Source organism: Streptomyces sp. NBC_00080, assembly GCF_045041255.1.
Taxonomy (GTDB): Bacteria; Actinomycetota; Actinomycetes; order Streptomycetales; family Streptomycetaceae; genus Streptomyces; species Streptomyces coriariae.
In genome coordinates this window covers 5,693,948-5,713,378 of the sequence record NZ_CP108235.1, presented here as the reverse complement: position 1 = coordinate 5,713,378, position 19,431 = coordinate 5,693,948, and the positions used below count along the sequence as shown (strand labels likewise).

Sequence of the window (19,431 nt, the reverse complement as noted above, 5' to 3'; positions counted from 1 at the left end):
CGGAGGCATTCCGGGCGGTGCTTCTACGGCGTTGCAGGTGAGGACGTACTCGTCGTGTCCTGCGGAGTCGCCCCCGCGTCGTCACCGGAGGTGGCCGCCCAGGTGCCGATCCCCGCCGCCGCGGCCAGCGCCACCGCTGCCACGCCCAGCGTGATCCGCCGCCGCCGGGTGGCGGAACGGTTCCGTGCCGAGCCGGGCCGCGGCGCGCCCGCCGCCCTCGGCACCCGTGCCGTGCCGTGCGCCCCGCCCGCCAGCTCGTCCGGCGCGGGCACCCGCATCGACGTGTGGGTGTCCCGGTTGGAGTCCGGCTTCGCGCCGGGCACCAGCGGGACCGACCCGCGCCGCACCCGCCCGGAGGGCGCCGCGGGCGAGGACGCGGAGGGCGCGGTCTCGGCCGGCTCGCCCTCCCCCTCCTCCTGCTCCGGGTCCGGCTCGTCGACGTCCAGCGGCGGCATCCCGGCCAGCGTCGGCAGCTGCTCCCGCAGCCGCGCGGCCAGCTCGGACGCCCGCAGCCGGGAGGCCGGCGCCTTCGCCAGGCACTGCACGAGAAGCTGCCACAGCTCGTCCGTGATGCCGGGGAGCGGGGCGACGGACTCCGTGACGTGCCGGCGCAGCACCGCGCCGGGGTGGCCGCCGCCGAACGGGGTGAAGCCCGCGAGGAGCTCGTACAGCACGGTCGCCAGGGCGTAGATGTCCACCGAGGCGCGCGGCGGCAGGCCCTCCACGATCTCCGGCGCCAGATAGTCCGGCGTGCCGATGATCTTCGTGGCGCGGGTCCGTTTGGGGGTGTCGATCAGTTTCGCGACGCCGAAGTCGGTCAGCAGCGCGCGGTGCGAGCCGCCGGGGCCGAGCGGACCCTGCATGTCGAGCAGGATGTTCTCGGGCTTCACGTCCCGGTGGACGATCCCGGCCGCGTGCGCGGCGGCCAGTCCCTCGGCGATGTCCGCGACGATCGCCACGGCGGCCTCGGGCGCGAGCCGTCGGTCCCGTTCGAGGCGGGTGCGCAGGTCCGTGCCGCGGACGAGGTCCATGACCAGGGCGAGGTCGTTGCCGTCGACCACCAGGTCCCGTACGGAGACCACGTGCGGGTGCTCCAGGCCGAGCAGGGCCGTGCGCTCCTGCACGAAGCGGCCCACGAGCTCCTCGTCGGAGGCGAGGTCCTCGCGCAGCAGCTTGACGGCGACGGGCCCGTCCGGTCCGTCGCCCAGCCACACCGTGCCGGCGCTGCCCCGTCCCAGGATCTGGTGGGCGGTGTACCGGCTGCCGATCTTCCGTGCCAAGGCTGCTCCTACAGACGCGTGTTGCCCATCAAAGTACGCGTCCGAGGAGCCAACCTTCACCGCGGAGACGGAAATCACCCGCCGGATGTCGACAAGTACACAAACTCACGGTCAGAACCGGAGCCCGTGGCGCTCGCCGCTGTCTCAGTTGCCCGTGCCGCCCGTGCCGCTGCCGCCCGAGTCGGCCAGCTCGCCGATCCAGCCGGTGACGTCGTTGAACCAGCCGCTGATCAGCTGCCAGTAGTTCTTGCCGGTGCCGATCCAGCCCTGGAGCGGGCTCAGCTCCCAGATCAGCCATCCGGCCACGAACAGGATGACGATCGTGAACAGACAGCCCTTCAGGCAGCCCAGCCCGGGGATCTTCATCGGGTTGGCACTGCGCTGCCTCGGCTCCCGCGGCTGCCGGGGTTCCGGCTCCGGCCGCTGCCTCGGCTGCTGCTGGGGCGCCGGCGCGTACCGCTGGGGCTGGTGCTGCGGCTGCTGGTGCTGCGGCGCGTACTGCGGCTGCTGCTGCCCCGGGTAGCCGTATCCGGGCGGCTGCTGCTGGCGCTGCTGAGGCCGCTGCTGCTGGTTCTGCTGCGGATACGGCTGCTGCGGCTGCTGCTGGCGGGAGACCTGCCGCTGGGGGCGGCGACGCAGCGGGTCCTCGCCGGGGTCGAGGTACTGCTGGACCTGCGTCGGCTCGTTGCGGTCGCGGGCGGCCCGCATCTGGGACTGCCAGGGATGCGGCTCCTGGCCCTGCTGACCCTGCTGGTGCGGCGGCACCGGCGGCAGGACGGCCGTCGGATCGGCGGCGCCCGCGGGACCACCGGTGTGCGGCAGCACGGCGGTGGGGTCGGCGGCACCGGCCGGACCGCCGGTGTGCGGCAGGACGCTGGTCGCGGCGTTCGGGTCGTAGGCGCCGCCCGGCACGGTCGCGGGCGTCGGATCGGGCGCGAGGAGGTGGCCGACGCCGTCGGCGGCGGCGATCTGCATCGAGTTCGCGTGCACCCCGATGCCCTCGGCGACGATGCGCAGCCCGCGCGCGAGGTTCTCGGCGCTCGGCCGGTCGTCGGGGTTCTTGCGCAGACAGCGCTCGATGACCGTCCAGAGCGGGTCGGGGACCGTGGACGGGCGGCGCGGCTCGGCGTTCAGGTGCTGGTGCAGGACTTCGAGGGCCGAGCCGCCGGAGAACGGCGGCCGCCCGGTGACCAGCTCGTACAGCAGGATGCCGGCGCCGTAGATGTCCACGGCCGAGGTCTGCGGACGGCCCTCGGCGGACTCCGGCGCGACGTACGCGGGCGTGCCGACGAACTCGCTGGTCCGGGTCAGGCCCGGGGAGTCGGCGAGGCGCGCGATGCCGAAGTCGGTGAGCAGCGGGTGCATCTGTCCGCCGTTCTGCATCAGCAGGACGTTGGCCGGCTTCAGGTCGCGGTGCACGACGCCGTCGGCGTGGCTGGCGGCGAGCGCGTCGGCGACCTGGGCGGTGAGCAGAGCGGCGGCGACGGGCGTGAAGGGGCCGTTCTCGCGCAGGTAGCGGTGCAGGTCGGGGCCGTCGACGAGGTCCATGACCAGCGCCAGCAGATCGCCCTCGACCACCAGGTCGCGGACCCGGACGATGTTCGGGTGGGTCAGGCGCAGCAGCACCGAACGCTCGCGCAGGAAGCGCATCACGACGTCGGGGTCGTTCGCGAGCTCCTCCTTGAGGACCTTGATCGCGACGGTCTCCCCGGGCTGGCCGGCCACGGCCGCCTCGGCGCCCGCGGTCTCGCGCTGGCGCGCTCGCCAGACGGTGCCCGTGGCGCCGCGTCCGAGCGGCTCCTCGAGCAGGTACTTGCTGCCGACTGGCCGCACGTCACGCGCTCCCTGCTGCTTGCTTGCCTGTCCTGTCCGTGTTCCGACCCACTGTAGTGCCGCAGTGCGGACACCGGGCTGTCGTCTTCGTCCGAAGGAAAGACGCTCGGCCCGGTCTTCCTGGTTGCCGGCGGCGGACGTGACCGATCTCAACTGATCGTCGGCGACGCACTTGTCAGGCACTTTTGCGGGCAGAGCCGACCAATCAAGATCACTTGTCCCCGGGTGTGGGGCGCGTTGTCAGTGACAGGTGCGAGGATGCCTTCAGTACTGGCCGCTGTGCTCGTGTGGGGTGGGGGGAAGTCCGCGCCCGTGCAGAAGGGACCGCTGACGGCGATGCAGATCCGGCTGACCGTCGTAGACCCGACGGCCCCGCCCTTCCCCGCGCCGGGCTCCGCTCGCGCCGGGGGAACCCAGGCGCGGGCCCGCACCGCGAGCTGCGACGTGCTGGTCACGGCGCCCGCCGGCACGGCTCTGGCCGCGGTGGCGTCCGCGCTGGCCGCGGCGGTCTCCGGGGAGGGTGCCCCGTCGGCCTCCTCCGCGGCGGCGGTCGTGCTCTACGCGGGCGTGGAGCGGCTCGACACCCAGCGCTGCACGCTCGGCGAGCCGCCGCTGATCGACGGCGCCGTGCTGTCCCTCGGCGCCCCGGCCGACCCCGAACCGCATCCCGAGGTCGACGAAGCCCCTGCCCGTCTGCACGTGGTGGCCGGGCCCGACGCGGGCGGGGTCCATCTGCTGCACGGCGGTCAGGTCCGCGTGGGCCGCTCCGCCGACGCCGACGTGCCCCTCGACGACCCGGACGTCTCGCGCCTGCACTGCACGGTGACGCTCTCCCCCGAGGGCCGCGTCACGGTCGCCGACCTCGGCTCCACCAACGGCACCACCCTGGACGGCGCCCAGGTACAGGACCGTCCCGTCCGCCTCGCCCCCGGCGCCCTGCTGCGCGTCGGCGAGTCGGCTCTGCGCCTGGCCCCGCCGGGCGGCCCGGGTCCCCGGGCGACGACCACTCCGGACGGCGAGGGCCATGTCCGGGTGCCCTGCGCGGGTACGGACCCGGCGGCGGGCGAGGGCCCGTCCGGCGGGAGCCCCGGTCCGGCCGCGGGCGCGGCACACGCGCGTGCGGCGGGCGGCGGCGCGGGCGACCGGGAAGGCCCCTCCGCCCCGACCGGCCACGCCTACGGCACGGTGGACTGGAACGGCGCGTCGGAGGGCCGGGGCGGGCGGACGCGCGGCGCCGGGGAAAACCGTGCGGCGCCTGCGGTGGTGCCCGGCCAGGGCACGGCGCCGCGCATCGAGAGCCGGCGCGGCGGCGAGACACGCGCGGGGGACCCCGCGCGCCGCAACCCGCCCGGAGCGGCTGCTCCCGGTGGTGTGTCGGGAGCCCGTGAAGGTTCCTCGGCCACCCACGCCGGCCGCTCGGGCCTCGGCTCGTTCACGGGGCCGTACGACGACGTCCGGGGACCGCACGGCGCGCCGGAGGACGCGGGCACCCCGCACCGTCCCGCCGTCTCCGCTCCCCACCCCGCCGCCCCGTCCGGCCCTTCGTCCCACGCTTCGTCCGTCTCCCCGGCCGCGTCCCCCTACGACGACGCCCCCGAAGCCGATCCGCGCGCGGCCTCCCGCCGCAAAGGCACCCCGCTGCGCGGCACCGACGTGCCCCCGGGCGTGCGCAAACGCGGCGGTCTCTCCGCGTGGGCACGCCGGCTGGCCGGCGGTCGCGGCGACACGCAGGACACGGACACCCCCGGGACCTACGAGGAGGAGGAGGCCGCGGCGCAGTCGTACCCGTCGGCCGCCGCGTCCCCCGCGCCCGAGACCTGGCCGGACCCGGCCGCGCTGCTGCTGACGGCGCTGGGCCCCGGCCCCCGGCTGTGGGAACGCGGACCGGGGCACCCCGAGGCGCTCACCGTGCGGCTCGGCACCGCCGACCGGCCGGCGCCCGACGGCTCGGGCCTGCTGCCCGCCGTACCGGTGACGACGGGGCTGCGCGAGGTCGGCGCGCTCGGTCTGGCCGGGCCGCGCCCGCGACTGTCCGGGCTGGCGCGCGCGGTGCTGGCGCAGCTCGCCGCGCTGCACTCCCCCGACACCCTGGAAATCGTCCTGATCAGTACGGACCGCGCGCGTTCCGAGGAGGAGCGCGTCGCCGAGTGGTCCTGGCTGGGCTGGCTGCCGCAGCTCCGCCCGGGGCACGGACAGGACTGCCGTCTTCTGCTCGCCTACGACCGCGACCAGGCCACGGCCCGCGCCGACGAGTTGCTGCGCCGTCTGGAGGACCACCTGACCGACAGCGCGGGCGGCCCGAGCGGTGCGAGCGGTACGGGACCGGCCCAGGTACCCGCGCCCCGCGGCGCCGGCCGCCGGCCCTCCTGGGCCGTGCCGGACGAGACCGAGGACGGCGGCTTCCTCGGCCCGTACACCGTGGTCGTCGTGGACGGCGATCCCGGCGGCGCGGACCTGCGCGAGGCGGTGACCCGGCTGGCGGTGGCCGGACCGCGCGCCGGGATACACGTCGTCTGTCTGGCCGAGACGCCCGCCGCCTCCCCTTCCTCTCCGGTGACCGAGACCTACGAAGCGGCCTGCGCGACGACGCCCACCTTCCGCGCGTGCGGAGCCGTCGCGCTGCTCAGCGGGGACGTGGCGACGGCGCTGCGGCTGCTGCGGGTCGCGCCGGCCGGGGCGGAGACGGAGCGGCCGGGCCCGGTGGGACCCGGCACGGTCGGCGCGGTGGACGCGGTCTCCCTGGCCTGGGCCGAACGCTTCGCGCGGGCCCTCGCGCCGCTGCGCCCGGACGGCGCGGGCGGCGGCGAGCGGCCCACGCGGGTGTCGGCTCCGCTGCCCCAGTCGGCCCGGCTCCTGGACAAGCTGGGCCTCGCGCGGGCCACACCCGCCTCGCTGATGGCCCGCTGGGCGGACGCGGCCGACGACGCCGAGGCGCTCGGCGGACGGGCGTGGGCCGTGCTCGGCGCGGGGCCGCGCGGACCGGTCGGCGTGGACCTGGTCGCCGAGGGCCCGCACCTGCTGATCGAGGGCCCGACGGGCAGCGGGCGTACGGAACTGCTGCGGGCGGTCGTGGCCTCGCTGGCCGCCGCCGAGCGGCCGGACCGGCTGGGCATCATCCTGCTGGACGGCCGCGACACCGTCGGCAAGGGCGGCGGCGGTCACGGCGACGGCCTGCGGATCTGTACGGACGTACCGCACGTCACCACCCACCTCACCGCCAACGACCCGGTCCGCATGCGGGAGTTCGCGCAGTCACTGAGCGCCGAGCTGAAGCGGCGGTCCGAACTGCTGGGCCGTTCCGGCTTCGTGGAGTGGCACACGCAGCGCGCGGTGTCCGGCCGTATCGTCCCGCAGCGCACCCCGAACGCCGCGTCCCAGGGAGCCGGGCTCGGCGGCGGCTCCACCGGCGGCGCCGCCGACATCGAGGCCCCGCCCAGCACCACGCTGCGGCTGCGCCCGGGAGCGGCCGCCCGGCAGCGGGCCGAGGCGACGCCCCCGCTGCCCCGTCTGGTGGTGGTCGTCGACGACCTGGACGCTCTCGTCTCCCCCGCCCTCGGCTCCCCGGGCCGGCCGGCCGCCGGCTCGGTCATGCGCGCGCTGGAGGCGGTGGCCCGCGAGGGCGAGCGGCTCGGCGTGCACCTGGTGGCCGCGGCAGGTCCCGGGGGCCGTACGGCGGAGTCGGAACCGGCCCGGCTGTCCACCGTTCGGATCACTCTGGACCCGCCGGGTTCCGGCACGGACGAACCCGCGCCGGGCCGCGGCCGGCTCAAGGGCGCGGACGGCCGCCTCACCCCCTTCCAGGGCGGCCGCGTCACGGGCCGCATCCCCCGTACGGCGACGCTGCGCCCCACGGTGGTCCCCCTGGAGTGGCAGCGCATGGGCGACCCCCCGGCCCGTCGCCCGGTACGGGAACTGGGCAACGGCCCGACGGACCTGGCCCTGCTGGCCAGCGCCCTGGAGCGAGCCGCGCGGCAGCTCAGCCCGTCCGGAGGCGCACCCGCCGGAGGCGCGTGAGGCGAGGCCCCTCCGGGAGAGGCCGGCCCGGGCGGCTCAGGAAACAGGTGACCGGAACGGGTGACCGGGGGCCACCGCCCCCGGTCACCCGTTCCGGTCCCGCCCGCGCCGGGCCACGCACCGCCCCCGCATCGAGAATCACGCGCCTTGCGATCACGACGCGGTCACGATCCCCCGCTTGACGGCACAGGCGCCCTTGCCGAGCCCAGGCACCCGGCGTAGACCAGTGCTCACGGGACAGCGCTCGAACGTTCACGAGTCGACGAGGACGAAGAACGGGGCAGTGATGCGCAGCACGAGCAACACCATCCGGACACGCAGGACCGTGAAGGCGGCCGCCACGCTCCTGGCGGGGGCGCTCGCGCTCTCGCTCACGGCGTGCGGCAGCGACGACGACAAGAGCGGCGGAAGCGAAAGCAGCACCGGAGGCAAGGAATCCGGCGGCACCCTCACCCTCCCCAAGCTCGACGGCACCACGCTCGAAGTGGCCGCCGTATGGACCGGCACCGAACAGGCGAACTTCAAGAAGGTCCTCGCCGAGTTCGAGAAACGCACCGGCGCGAAGATCACCTTCGTGCCCGCCCAGGACCCGATCATCAACTTCCTCGGCTCGAAGATCGCGGGCGGCTCACCACCGGACGTCGCGATGCTGCCGCAGCCCGGCGCCATCAAACAGGCCGCCGACAAGGGCTGGGCCAAACCGCTGGGCGCCGAGGCCCAGGCGGAGCTCGCGAAGAACTACTCGCAGGGCTGGCAGGACATCGGCAAGGTGGGCGACAAGCAGTACGGCGTCTACTACAAGGCCGCCAACAAGTCGCTGATCTGGTACAACGCCAAGGTCTTCGAGAACGCGGGCGCCTCCGACCCCGCGACGTGGAAGGACCTGCTGACCACCGCGCAGACGGTGTACGACTCCGGCGTCACCCCGTTCTCGATCGGGGGCGCCGACGGCTGGACCCTCACCGACTGGTTCGAGAACGTCTACCTCTCCCAGGCGGGCCCGGAGAAGTACGACCAGCTCGCCCAGCACAAGATCAAGTGGACGGACCCCTCCGTGAAGGAGGCGCTGACCACCCTGGCCCAGATCTGGGGCAAGAAGGACTGGGTGGCGGGCGGCGCGAGCGGTGCGCTCCAGACCGAGTTCCCCGCTTCGGTGACCCAGACCTTCACCGGCGGCGAGCAGCCGAAGGCGGCCATGGTCTACGAGGGCGACTTCGTCCAGGTCAACATCGCCGACACCAAGTCGAAGGTCGGCACGGACGCCAAGGTGTTCCCGTTCCCGAAGGTCGGCGACACCGCGCCGGTGGTCTCCGGCGGTGACGCGGCCGTCATCCTGAAGGACTCCAAGGGCGCGCAGGCGCTGGCGACCTTCCTGGCCTCGCCGGACGCGGCGGAGATCCAGGCGAAGCTCGGCGGCTATCTCTCGCCGAACAAGAACGTCGACGTCTCCGTGTACCCGAACGAGGTTCAGCAGACGATCGCCAAGGCGCTGATCGCGGCCGGCGACGACTTCCGCTTCGACATGTCCGACCAGGCCCCGCAGGCCTTCGGCGGCACCCCCGGCAAGGGCGAGTGGAAGGACCTCCAGGACTTCCTGAAGAACCCGACGGACGTGGCCGGCACCCAGGCGAAACTGGAGTCGGACGCGGCAGCGGCGTACGGGAACTGACGCGGAGATGGCGACGCCCGCGGCGGCGGGGGCTCCCGGGGCCCCCGCCCCTCCTCGCTCGCGCAAGAGTGTGACCGGCACCCGAAGGACCGTGGCCGCGCTGTTCCTGCTGCCCGCCCTGGTGCTGCTCGGCGCACTCGTGGTCTACCCGATCGGGTACTCGGTCGTGCGCAGTTTCTACGACCAGTCCGGCGACGGCTTCGCCGGTGTGGACAACTACAAGGCCCTCTTCACGGACGAGGGCATCCGTACCGCCCTGAAGAACAACGTGATCTGGGTGGTGTTCGCGCCCACCGTCGCGACCGCGCTCGGTCTCATCTTCGCGGTGCTGACCGAACGGGTGCGCTGGGGCACCGCGTTCAAGCTGGTCGTCTTCATGCCGATGGCGATCTCGATGCTCGCCGCCGGCATCATCTTCCGGCTGGTCTACGACCAGGACCCGGACAAGGGCGTCGCCAACGCGGTGTGGGTGGGCGCCCACGACACGTTCGCCGAGTCGTCGGCGTTCCCGAAGGCCCACCCGGGCCGCGACTCGCCGCTGCGACCGCAGGACGGCGGCTTCATCACCAAGGCCCCGGTCCGCACCGGCGTCCCGGTCGCCCTTCCGCTGGTCGGCGTGGCCCCCGACCAGATGCCCGGCAGCGCGGAGAAGGCCGTGCAGGCGCGGCCCGAACAAGGGGAGATCACCGGGACCGCCTGGCAGGACTTCACCCGCGGCAAGGGCGTCGGCACCCTCGGCGCGCCCGACCCGTCCGAACTGGGCTACGCCGGAATGAAGATCGAGGCGGTGAAGGACGGCAAGGTGGTGGCCTCGACGAAAGCGGCCGACGACGGCACCTTCACGCTTCCCGCCAAGGCCGACGGCACCCAACTCCGGCTGCCCGCGAGCAACTTCAAGGAGGCGTACAACGGTCTGGACTGGCTCGGCCCGTCGCTGGTCACGCCGGCCATCATCGGCTCGTACATCTGGATGTGGGCGGGCTTCGCGATGGTGCTGATCGCGGCCGGCCTGGCGGGGATTCCGCGGGAGCTGCTCGAAGCGGCCCGGGTGGACGGCGCCAACGAGTGGCAGGTGTTCCGCAGAGTCACCGTCCCACTGCTGGCGCCGGTCCTCGCGGTCGTCGCCGTCACCCTGATGATCAACGTGCTGAAGGTCTTCGACCTGGTCTTCATCATCGCCCCCGGTTCCTCGCAGGACGACGCGAACGTGCTCGCCCTGGAGCTGTACCGCAAGGGCTTCTCCGAGGACCAGCCCGGCATCGCCAGCGCCATCGCGGTGTTCCTGCTGCTGCTGGTGATCCCGGTGATGTGGTTCAACGTGCGTCGGCTCAGGCGGGAGGTGCGGCGATGACGGGGACGACGGGGACGAAAAAGCGGCTCGAGTGGGTCATGGAGAAGCTCAACGGCGGGCTGGTGCGCGCCTTCCTGATCGTCGTCGGCCTGTTCTGGCTGGTGCCGACCATCGGGCTGCTCATCTCCTCGCTCCGCTCCCCCGAGGACATGAGCGCCGACGGCTGGTGGAACGTGTTCAGCGAGCCGTCCCAACTCACCTTCGACAGCTACCGGAAGCTGCTGGAGAATGGCGACATCACCAGCTCCCTGGTCAACACCGTGCTGATCACGGTGCCGGCGACGGTCCTGGTCGTCGTCATCGGCGCGCTCGCGGGTTACGCGTTCGCGTGGATGGAGTTCCCGGGCCGGGACTGGTGGTTCCTGGGCGTCGTGGGACTGCTGGTGGTGCCCGTGCAGGTGGCGCTCATCCCGATCGCCGAACTGTTCGGCAAGATCGGCCTGTTCGGGAACATCCTGGGTGTGATCCTGTTCCACGTCGGGTTCGGACTGCCCTTCTCGGTGTTCCTGCTGCGGAACTTCTTCGCGGAGATCCCGCGCGAGCTGCTGGAGGCGGCCCGTCTCGACGGAGCCGGTGAACTGCGCCTGTTCGCCCGTGTCGTGATGCCGCTGGGCGCCCCCGCGATCGCGTCCCTGGGCATCTTCCAGTTCCTGTGGGTGTGGAACGACATGCTGGTCGCGCTGGTGTTCACCAACGCCGACAGCCAGCCGATCACGGTCGCGCTCCAGACACAGGTACGGCAGTTCGGCAACAACATCGACGTGCTCGCGCCCGGCGCGTTCATCTCGATGGTGATCCCGCTGGCCGTGTTCTTCGCGTTCCAGCGGCAGTTCGTGTCCGGCGTGATGGCGGGCGCGGTCAAGTAGCCGCGCGGGCAGTCGGCCGGCAGCCGGTCAAGTGGCCGGTGGAGCAGGGGCGGGCCGGGTCATCGGCCCGCCCCTTTCCGTTCACCCGCAATCCCCCGTATGCCGTACGAACCGTAACCAATTCACTCCATCGGCCGTTCCCGGGCAAGGCCCTGTCTTCCGTCCGCGCCGACCCATGGATGTGCCTTGCCCAGGTTCAGTGTCATCGTCCCCGCGTACAAGGTTCAGGCGTACCTGCACGAGTGCCTCGAATCGGTGCTGTCCCAGTCGTTCGCCGATCTCGAACTGATCGTCGTCGACGACCGTTCGCCGGACGCCTGCGGCGAGATCATCGACGAGTTCGCGGCCCGCGACACGCGAGTGCGCGCCGTGCACCTGCCGGAGAACGTCGGCCTGGGGCAGGCCCGCAACGCCGGGCTGGAGCGGGCGACCGGCGACTACCTGCTGTTCCTGGACTCCGACGACACGCTCACCCCGGACGCGCTGCGCGCCATCGCCGACCGGGTGAAGGAGACGGACGAGCCGGACGTCCTGGTCTACGACTACGCGAGCACGTACTGGTCGGGCGAGACCGTACGCAACCAGTTCGCGGCGCAGCTCTCCGAGGAGGGCACCGCGCCCTTCCGGCTCGAGGACCGCCCGGGGCTGCTCAGGGTGCTGATGGTGGCCTGGAACAAGGCCTACCGGCGGGAGTTCGTCGAGGGCGTGGGCCTGACGTTCCCGTCCGGCTACTACGAGGACACCCCGTGGACGTACCCGGCGCTGATGGCCGCGGAGTCGCTCGCGACGCTCGACCGGGTCTGCGTGCACTACCGCCAGCGCCGCCGGGGCAACATCCTGTCCACCACCAGCCGGGGCCACTTCGACGTCTTCGAGCAGTACGACCGGGTCTTCGCGTTCGTCGAGCAGCGGCCCGAACTCGCGCACTGGCGGCCGGTGTTGTTCCGCCGCATGGTCGACCACCTCTCGACGGTCTTCACCAAGCGCGACCGGCTCCCGCGCGGTTCACGCGCCGAGTTCCTGCGCAGGGCCCGCGCCCACTACCGCCGTTACCGCACCCCGGGTGTCCCGGTCCCGCTGCGCTCCCGGCTGCGCCACACGCTGGTCCACTTCGGCGTGCACCGCACCTACCGGGTGCTCCAGGCGTCCATGACCGTGCGCAGGCGCACCCACAAGGCCGTCTCGAAACTCGCCCGCGCGCTGCGGGCGGGCGTCCTCCAGGCCCACTACCGGGTCCAGTTGAAGCTGCCGCTGCGCGCCGACCGGGCCGTGTTCGCCGCCTACTGGGGCCGCGGGTACAGCTGCAACCCGGCCGCGCTGGAAGCCGCGTTCCGTACTTTCGCGCCGCAGGTGCGCACGGCGTGGATCGCCCGCCCCGAGCATCGGTCGGCCGTCCCGCCGGGCCCCCGCCAGGTGCGTCCCGGGACGGCCGCCTACTGGACGGCGCTGGCCCGCTCCAAGTACCTGGTGAACAACGTCAACTTCGACCGGCGGCTGGTCAAGCGCCCCGGCCAGGTCTTCGTGCAGACCCAGCACGGCACGCCCCTCAAGCACATGGGCCTCGACCTCCAGGAGCGCCCGGCGGCCGCGCGCGACATGGACTTCGCCGAGCTGCTGAGGGGCGTCGACAAGTGGGACTACGTCGTGTCGGCCAACCGCCACACCACCCTCACCTGGGAGCGCGTCTACCCCGGGCGCTACGAGACCCTCGAGTACGGCTATCCCCGCAACGACGTCTTCCAGCGGGCGACCTCGGCGGACGTGGCCCGGCTGCGCGAGTCCCTCGGCATCCCCCGCGACACGGTCGCCCTCCTCTACGCGCCCACCCACCGCGACTACCGCCGCGTCCAGCGCTCCCACCTCGACCTGGAGCGGGTCCTGCGCCGGCTGGGGCCCCGCTTCGTGATCCTGGCCCGCGCCCACTACTGGCAGGAGGCGCCGGCCGGCCGGCCGGTGGCGGGCGTCATCGACGTCACCGACCACCCGAGCGTGGAGTCCCTCTGCCTGGCCTCGGACGCCCTGGTCACCGACTACTCGTCCCTCATGTTCGACTACGCCGGCCTGGACCGCCCGATCGTGATCCACGCCGACGACTGGGAGGCCTACGAGGCGGCCCGCGGCACCTATTTCGACCTGCGCGGCCGCCCGCCGGGCGCGGTCGCCCGCAGCGAGGACGAACTGATCGACATCTTCGCGACCGGTCACTGGCGCGGCTCCCGTTCCACCCAGCTGCGGGCCGCGTTCCGCGAGCGGTTCTGCCCGTACGACGACGGCCGCGCCGCCGAGCGCGTCGTGCGGCGGGTGGTGCTGGGCGAGACGCGGCTGCCCCCGGTCGTGCCGCTCGCCGAGCGCCATCCGGTGCCGTCGGCCGCCGCCTCGGCGACGATGCCCGCGGGGCGCCCGGCGCTCGCCCATGTGCCGCCGCCCGCCGGCCCGGTACTCCCCGTCACCGACCGACGCTGAACCCCGCCAGCCCTCAGGGGAGTTGCCATGCCCTCCGGCTCGTCACGGCCCACCCCGACCCGGCCGTCCGGCCGGCGGCCGGCCGGGCGCCCCGCCCGTACCGCCCGAAGAACCCCGCTGTAGACCGACCGCCCCGGACCCACCGCCCCGGACCCACCGCCCCGGACCCAGCGCTGTGGACCGTCCGCCGCAACGACAGAGAAAGAGCAGCATGCCCCGCTTCAGCATCATCGTCCCGTCCCATGGGGTCGCGGGCCGGTTGTCCCTGGCGCTGGACTCCGTCCTGGCCCAGTCTTTCGGCGACTTCGAGCTGATCCCGGTCAGCGACGCGCCCGGCACCCCGGCCGCGGCCCTCGCCGCCGGGTACGCGCGGCGGGACTCCCGGGTGGCCCCGGTGCACTCGCCACCGTCCGCCGGGCTGAGCGGCGCGCGCAACACCGGGATGCGGGCGGCGACCGGCGCGTATCTGCTGTTCCTCGACGGTGACGACGTCCTCGCCCCGGGCGCCCTGGCGACGCTGGACGCCCGGCTGACCGAGACCGGCGACGTCGACGTGCTGTACACCGAGCACGAGCGCACCCCGTGGTGGGAGGGCGAGCCGGCCAACCCGGCCGCCCCGCTGCTGGCGGGGACACCGAAGGGCGCCTTCTCCCCCGCCGAGGCCCCGCACGTCACCGGCGTGCAGCTGCCCGCGTGGGGCACGGTCTACCGGCGCTCCTTCGTCGCCGGGCACCGGCTCACCTTCCCCGACGGACACTTCACGGACGTCGGCTTCGGCGGCCTGGTCACCGTGCACGCCGAGCGGATCGCGGTGCTGCGCTCGGTCGTCGTACGGCATCTGCTGCGGCGGCAGGGCAACCGGCTGAACCTGCCCGGCGCACACCATCCGGAGCTCCTGGACCGGATCGAGGCGGTGCTGACCCGGGCGGCCGAACGCGGGTTGTCCGGGGACCGGTCGGGTGCCCTCTTCGAGCAGCTCTTCGCGGCCGTCCTGAGGACGGCCGCGCATCCGGCCCGGCTGACCGGGCGCCGTCGCCGGGCCTTCTTCCGCCGCGCGGGCCGGCTGTACCGGCGCCACCGCCCGGCCGGTTTCCGCGGGCCGGGCGGCAGCCTGGGGGTGCAGCACCGGCTGCTGGCGGCCGGGGCGTACACCGCGTTCCGCGCCCTGCGCGGCGCCAACCGGAAGGCCGCGGGCGCCGTCGAGCGCCTCCCGCGTCCCCAGGGCCTGCGCACCCGCCTGCTCTACCGGCGCCGGCTGCACCGCCGTATCGACCCGAACCTGGCGGTGTACTGCGCCTACTGGGGGCGCGGCTACGCGTGCAGCCCGGCCGCGATCCACGCCAAGGCCGCCGAACTCGCCCCGCACATCCGCTCGGTGTTCCTCGTCGAGGCCGACCAGGCGCACGCGATGCCGGACGGCGTCGACCACGTCGTCATCGGCAGCCGCCGCTACTGGGAGGTCCTGGCCCGCGCCAAGTACCTGATCAACAACGCCAACTTCGCGGAGGGCGTGGTCAAGCGCGAGGGCAGTGTGCATGTGCAGACCCAGCACGGCACCCCGCTCAAGAAGATGGGCGTCGACCAGTCCACGTACCCGGTCGTCGCCGCCGCCACCGGCTCCTTCACCAAGCTGCTGGGCCGCGTGGACCGCTGGGACTACAACCTCTCCTCCAACACCCACTCCACCCAGATGTGGGAACGCGCCTTCCCGGGCTCCTACGAGCAGCTGGAGTACGGCTATCCGCGCAACGACGTCTTCTACACGGCGACCGCGGCCGACGTGGCCCGGGTCCGGCGGGAGCTTGGGGTACCGGAGGGCAGCACGGCCGTCCTGTACGCGCCCACCCACCGCGACTACCACACCGGTTTCGAGCCGGGCCTGGACCTGGAGGCCTTCTGCGAGGCGGCCGGCGAGGACGTGGTCGTGCTGCTGCGGGCGCACTACTTCTACGACGGGGGCGGCCGACGCGGCACCGGCCGGGTCATCGACGTCACCGGTCACCGCTCCTCCGAGGAGGTCTGTCTGGCCGCCGACGCGCTGGTCACCGACTACTCGTCGATCATGTTCGACTACGCCAACCTGGACCGTCCGATCGTCGTGTACGCCGACGACTGGGACGTCTACCGGGAGACCCGGGGCGTCTACTTCGACCTGCTGGAAGCCCCGCCGGGGCCGGTCGCCGGCACGCCCGAGGAGCTGGCCCGGTTGTTCCGCGACGGCTCGTACGCGGACTCCGGGTCCGCCGCCCGCCGGGCCGCGTTCCGGTCCCGTTTCTGCCAGTTCGACGACGGCCGGGCCGCCGAGCGCGTGGTGCGCCGGGTGCTGCTCGGCGAGCCGCCGGAGGCGATCGAGCCCGTGCGGCCGCTCGCCGAGCGCGTCCCGGCCCCCGCCGCCTCCACCCTCGTAAGGAGCTGACCTCCGCAGTGCCCCGCTTCAGCATCATCGTCCCCTGTTTCAAGGTGCAGGGCTTCCTGCGCGAGTGTCTCGACTCGGTCCTGGAGCAGTCGTACCGGGACATCGAGGTGATCGCCGTCGACGACCGCTCGCCCGACGGCTGCGGCGCGATCCTCGACGAGTACGCGGCCCGCGACGACCGTGTCCGGGTCCTGCACCTGCCGCAGAACGCCGGCCTCGGCCGCGCCCGCAACGCCGGTATGCCGCTCGCGGGCGGCGACTACCTGTTCTTCCTCGACAGCGACGACACCCTCACCCCGGGCGCGCTGCGCGCGATGGCCGACCGGCTGGACGAGAGCGGCGATCCGGACGTGCTGGTCTTCGACTACGCGCGCACCTACTGGTGGGGCGGCACCCGCAGGAACGCCCTGGCCCACATCCTCGCGGAAACGGGCGACGGTACCTTCACGGCCGTCGAACACCCGGAGATCCTCGACCTGTTGATGGTCGTGTGGAACAAGGTCTACCGGCGGGAGTTCGTCGAGAAGAACGACTTCTCCTTCCCGCCCGGCTACTACGAGGACACCCCCTGGACGTTCCCGGTCATGCTCAGCGCGGAGCGGATCGCCACGCTGGACCGGATCTGCCTGAACTACCGCCAGCGGCGGCAGGGCAACATCCTGTCCACCACCAGCCGTAAACACTTCGACATCCACGACCAGTACGAGCGGGTCTTCTCCTTCGTCGACTCGCGCCCCGCACTGGCGAGTTGGCGGCCCTATCTGCACCGCAAGATGGGCGAGCACTGTCTCGACATCCTCGCCAAGCCGGACCGGCTGCCGCCGTCGGACAAGGGCGAGTTCTTCCGCCGTACGGCCGAGCTGTTCGCCCGCCACCGGCCCGCCGGTGAGCCGGTGCCCGCCGAACTCCGGGTTCTGGAAGGCGGATACACGGCCTACCGGATCAAGCGGAGGGCCGGGCAGACGGGCCGGGAGTTCGTCCGGCGCGGCGGGCAGGCGGGCCGGGCGGCTGCCGGGCGGCTGCGCCGGGGTCCGGACGCCCTGCGCGGGCATCGCCCGGTGGACCCGCACCTCGTCCTGTACTCCGCGTTCTCGCACCGGGGCGTGCTCGGCGATCCCGGAGCCGTCTACGAGAAGGCGCGGGAGATCGCACCGCAGCTGCGCGGGGTGTGGGTGGTGCGCGACGAGGAGACGGCCGAGCGGCTCCCGGCGGGCGTGGAGCACGTGCTGCTCGACTCCCCCGCCTACCGCCGGGTCGGCGCGCGGGCCGGCTTCTTCGTCAACAACGTCAACTGGCCCGGCACCCTGGCCAAACGGCCGGGCAGCGTCCACATCCACACCCACCAGGGCACCCCGCTGAAGTACATGGCGGCCGACCTGCTCCAGCGGCCCGGCGCCCGGCACGGCGTGGACGTGCCGCAGATGCTGCGCCGCGCCGACCGCTGGGACTACAGCCTGGTCGCCAACCAGCACTCCGAGCTGGTGTGGGAGCGGGCGTACCCGTGCCACTTCACCTCGGTGCGGACCGGAAGTCCGCGCAACGACGTGCTGGTGAACGCCGGTGCGCAGGCCGGTCTCGCGGTCCGCGCGCGGCTCGGGATCCCGGCCGGTCACACGGTCGTGCTGTACGCGCCGACCCGCCGCGAGTACGTGCGCGGCGGGCACGTCGACCGGCTCGACCTGGCCCGGCTCGCCGCCGACCTGGGCGAAGGGCACACCCTCGTCGTACGGCTGCACCCGTCGCTGGCGACCGGTCCGGCGCGCGGGGCGGGCCTGGCCGACCTGCATCGGCGCGGGGTGCTGGTGGACGCGACGGACGAGCCGCGGGTCGAGGACGTCATGCTCGCCTCCGACGTCCTGGTCACCGACTACTCGGCCCTGATGTTCGACTACGCCAACCTGGACCGGCCGATCGTCGTCCACGCCGACGACTGGGCCGCGTACACGGCGAGCCGGGGCGCCTACTTCGACGTCACCGCCGACGCGCCCGGCCAGGTCTCGCGCACCTACCGGGAGCTGGCCTGGCTGCTGACCTCCGGCAGCTGGCGCGACGAGGAGTCGGCGCGGCTGCGGGCGGGCTTCCGGGAGCGGTTCTGCGCCTACGACGACGGGCGGGCCGCCGAGCGGGTCGTCCGGCGGCTGCTGCTGGGCGAGGAGCTCCCCGAGGGGCTCGCCGCCGTCCCGAAGGTTCCCGGACCGGCCGGCGCCCGCGATCTGCTCGCGTCGACGTGACACCGCCCCTGCGGCCGCGCACCTGGGTGCTGGTCCTGGTCGCCGTGTTCGCGCTGCTCCAGCTCGCGAACGTGACCGGCCGGGACACCCCGGACAGCAAGAACTACCTGTCGTACGCACTGAGTCTGCGCGGTGAGGGCAAGCGCGAGGCGGCGGCCGTGACCATCGCCTACGTCTGTGCGGGCGAGGCCTCGATCGCGGCCCGCCGGCAGAGCGTGGACGTGCTCCGCTTCGACGATCCCGACCCGGGCCGCCGGGTCACCGCCGAGTGCCGCGAGCGGGAGTGGCGCACCGTCGACGCACGGCTCAAGGCAGGACAGACCGGCGGGCACACCGTGCCGTTCATGCCGGAGCGCTTCATGCGGATCTTCGAGGCGCGGCCCGGCTACCCGGTGTTCCTGCTGCCGTTCGTCACCCTGTTCGGCGTGACCTGGGGCGTGTGGCTGGCGGGGGTCGCGGTGACGGCGGCGGGCGGGGTGCTGGTGTTCCTGATCCTGCGCACCCGGCGCGCGCCGACCTCCGTCTGTCTGACCGGGCAGGCCCTGTACTACGTGCTGCCGTGCGGGACGACCGCCATGCGCCCGATGACCGAGGGCCTGATGCTGGCGCTGACGCTGGCGGCGGTGTGGGGGTGCGCGCTGGCACTGGACGACGAGGTGCGGGCGGGGGCGTGGCTGGTCGGCGGTTCGCTGGCCGCCCTGTTCACCGTCAAGCACTCGCAGGCGCTGTTCCTCGGGCTGTGTCTGGCGGGCGCGGGCGCGCTGATCGCCGTACGGCGCCGGCGACGCGGCCGGCCGCCGGGGCGGGGGGTGGTCGTGGTGGCCGTGGCGGGTGGTTTCGGGGTGCTGGGGACGCTGGTACTGGCGAGGCTGCTGCACTATCCGTCCGAGTCGGAGAGCCTCCAGGATCTGCTGACCCGCCACTTCGACCGGCCGGACCGCACGCAGGTGTGGCCGGAGTTCCTGCGTCTCCAGGGGAACTTCTGGGTGGAGTGGCTGCGCCGGCAGCTGTGGGAGCCGCTGTTCGTGGCCGCGCTGGCGGCCGGGGCTTGGGGGGTGGCGCGGGGGCGGCGGCGGGCGTTCGGCGTCTTCGTGCTCGGCGCCGCCTGCACCGGGGTCCTCACCCAGGCCGGGCACCCGGACATCGGCATCTGGGGCGACCGGTTGATCGTGCTGGCGTGGCTGCTGCCGGTGCTGGGGGTGCCGCTGCTGCTCGAGCCCGTGCTGCGGGGGCGGGTGGCCCTGCCGGCCCAGGAAGGCGCCGATCGGGCTCACTCCTTGAGGTGACTTTCGGCAAGGGCGTTGACCG

The 19,431-nt window shown here is 73.5% G+C and carries 10 protein-coding genes; 8 read left to right on the top strand and 2 right to left on the bottom strand.

Annotation, left to right across the window (positions count from 1 at the left end):
• Nucleotides 1-23: 23 nt before the first annotated feature.
• A complete protein-coding gene (locus tag OHU34_RS25560) occupies nt 24-1,280 on the bottom strand; it encodes a serine/threonine-protein kinase (RefSeq protein ID WP_405768464.1) in 1,257 nt (418 codons plus the stop codon).
• 144 nt (nt 1,281-1,424) lie between these two features.
• Complete coding sequence (locus OHU34_RS25555) at nt 1,425-3,113, bottom strand: serine/threonine-protein kinase (RefSeq protein ID WP_405768461.1); 1,689 nt, start codon at nt 3,111-3,113, stop codon at nt 1,425-1,427.
• A 336-nt stretch (nt 3,114-3,449) separates the two neighbouring features.
• Between OHU34_RS25555 and OHU34_RS25550 the strand changes: the two genes are divergently transcribed.
• The 8 genes from OHU34_RS25550 (at nt 3,450) to OHU34_RS25515 (ending at nt 19,409) form a co-directional block, all read left to right on the top strand.
• Complete coding sequence (locus tag OHU34_RS25550) at nt 3,450-7,127, top strand: FHA domain-containing protein (RefSeq protein WP_405772365.1); 3,678 nt, start codon at nt 3,450-3,452, stop codon at nt 7,125-7,127.
• A gap of 286 nt (nt 7,128-7,413) precedes the next feature.
• On the top strand, nt 7,414-8,796 hold the full coding sequence (locus tag OHU34_RS25545) for an ABC transporter substrate-binding protein (protein WP_142264592.1): 1,383 nt from the start codon (nt 7,414-7,416) through the stop codon (nt 8,794-8,796).
• A 7-nt stretch (nt 8,797-8,803) separates the two neighbouring features.
• Nucleotides 8,804-10,147 carry a carbohydrate ABC transporter permease gene (locus OHU34_RS25540; protein ID WP_405768459.1) on the top strand — a complete coding sequence of 448 codons (1,344 nt, stop codon included), beginning with the start codon at nt 8,804-8,806 and terminating at the stop codon, nt 10,145-10,147.
• Entirely contained in the window at nt 10,144-11,013 is an 870-nt protein-coding gene (locus tag OHU34_RS25535; RefSeq protein ID WP_142264594.1) for a carbohydrate ABC transporter permease, read from the top strand. Before OHU34_RS25540 ends, OHU34_RS25535 begins: the two co-directional genes overlap by 4 nt.
• Nucleotides 11,014-11,199: 186 nt before the next feature.
• Nucleotides 11,200-13,476 (top strand): bifunctional glycosyltransferase family 2 protein/CDP-glycerol:glycerophosphate glycerophosphotransferase, encoded by a 2,277-nt coding sequence (locus tag OHU34_RS25530; protein ID WP_142264595.1) that lies wholly within the window; start codon nt 11,200-11,202, stop codon nt 13,474-13,476.
• A gap of 211 nt (nt 13,477-13,687) precedes the next feature.
• Entirely contained in the window at nt 13,688-15,892 is a 2,205-nt protein-coding gene (locus tag OHU34_RS25525) for a CDP-glycerol glycerophosphotransferase family protein (RefSeq protein ID WP_405768458.1), read from the top strand.
• 8 nt (nt 15,893-15,900) lie between these two features.
• Complete coding sequence (locus tag OHU34_RS25520; protein WP_230195562.1) at nt 15,901-18,123, top strand: bifunctional glycosyltransferase/CDP-glycerol:glycerophosphate glycerophosphotransferase; 2,223 nt, start codon at nt 15,901-15,903, stop codon at nt 18,121-18,123.
• An 8-nt stretch (nt 18,124-18,131) separates the two neighbouring features.
• Nucleotides 18,132-19,409: a glycosyltransferase family 39 protein gene (locus tag OHU34_RS25515; protein WP_200839918.1), complete on the top strand. Its 1,278-nt coding sequence runs from the start codon at nt 18,132-18,134 to the stop codon at nt 19,407-19,409.
• Nucleotides 19,410-19,431 lie beyond the last annotated feature (22 nt).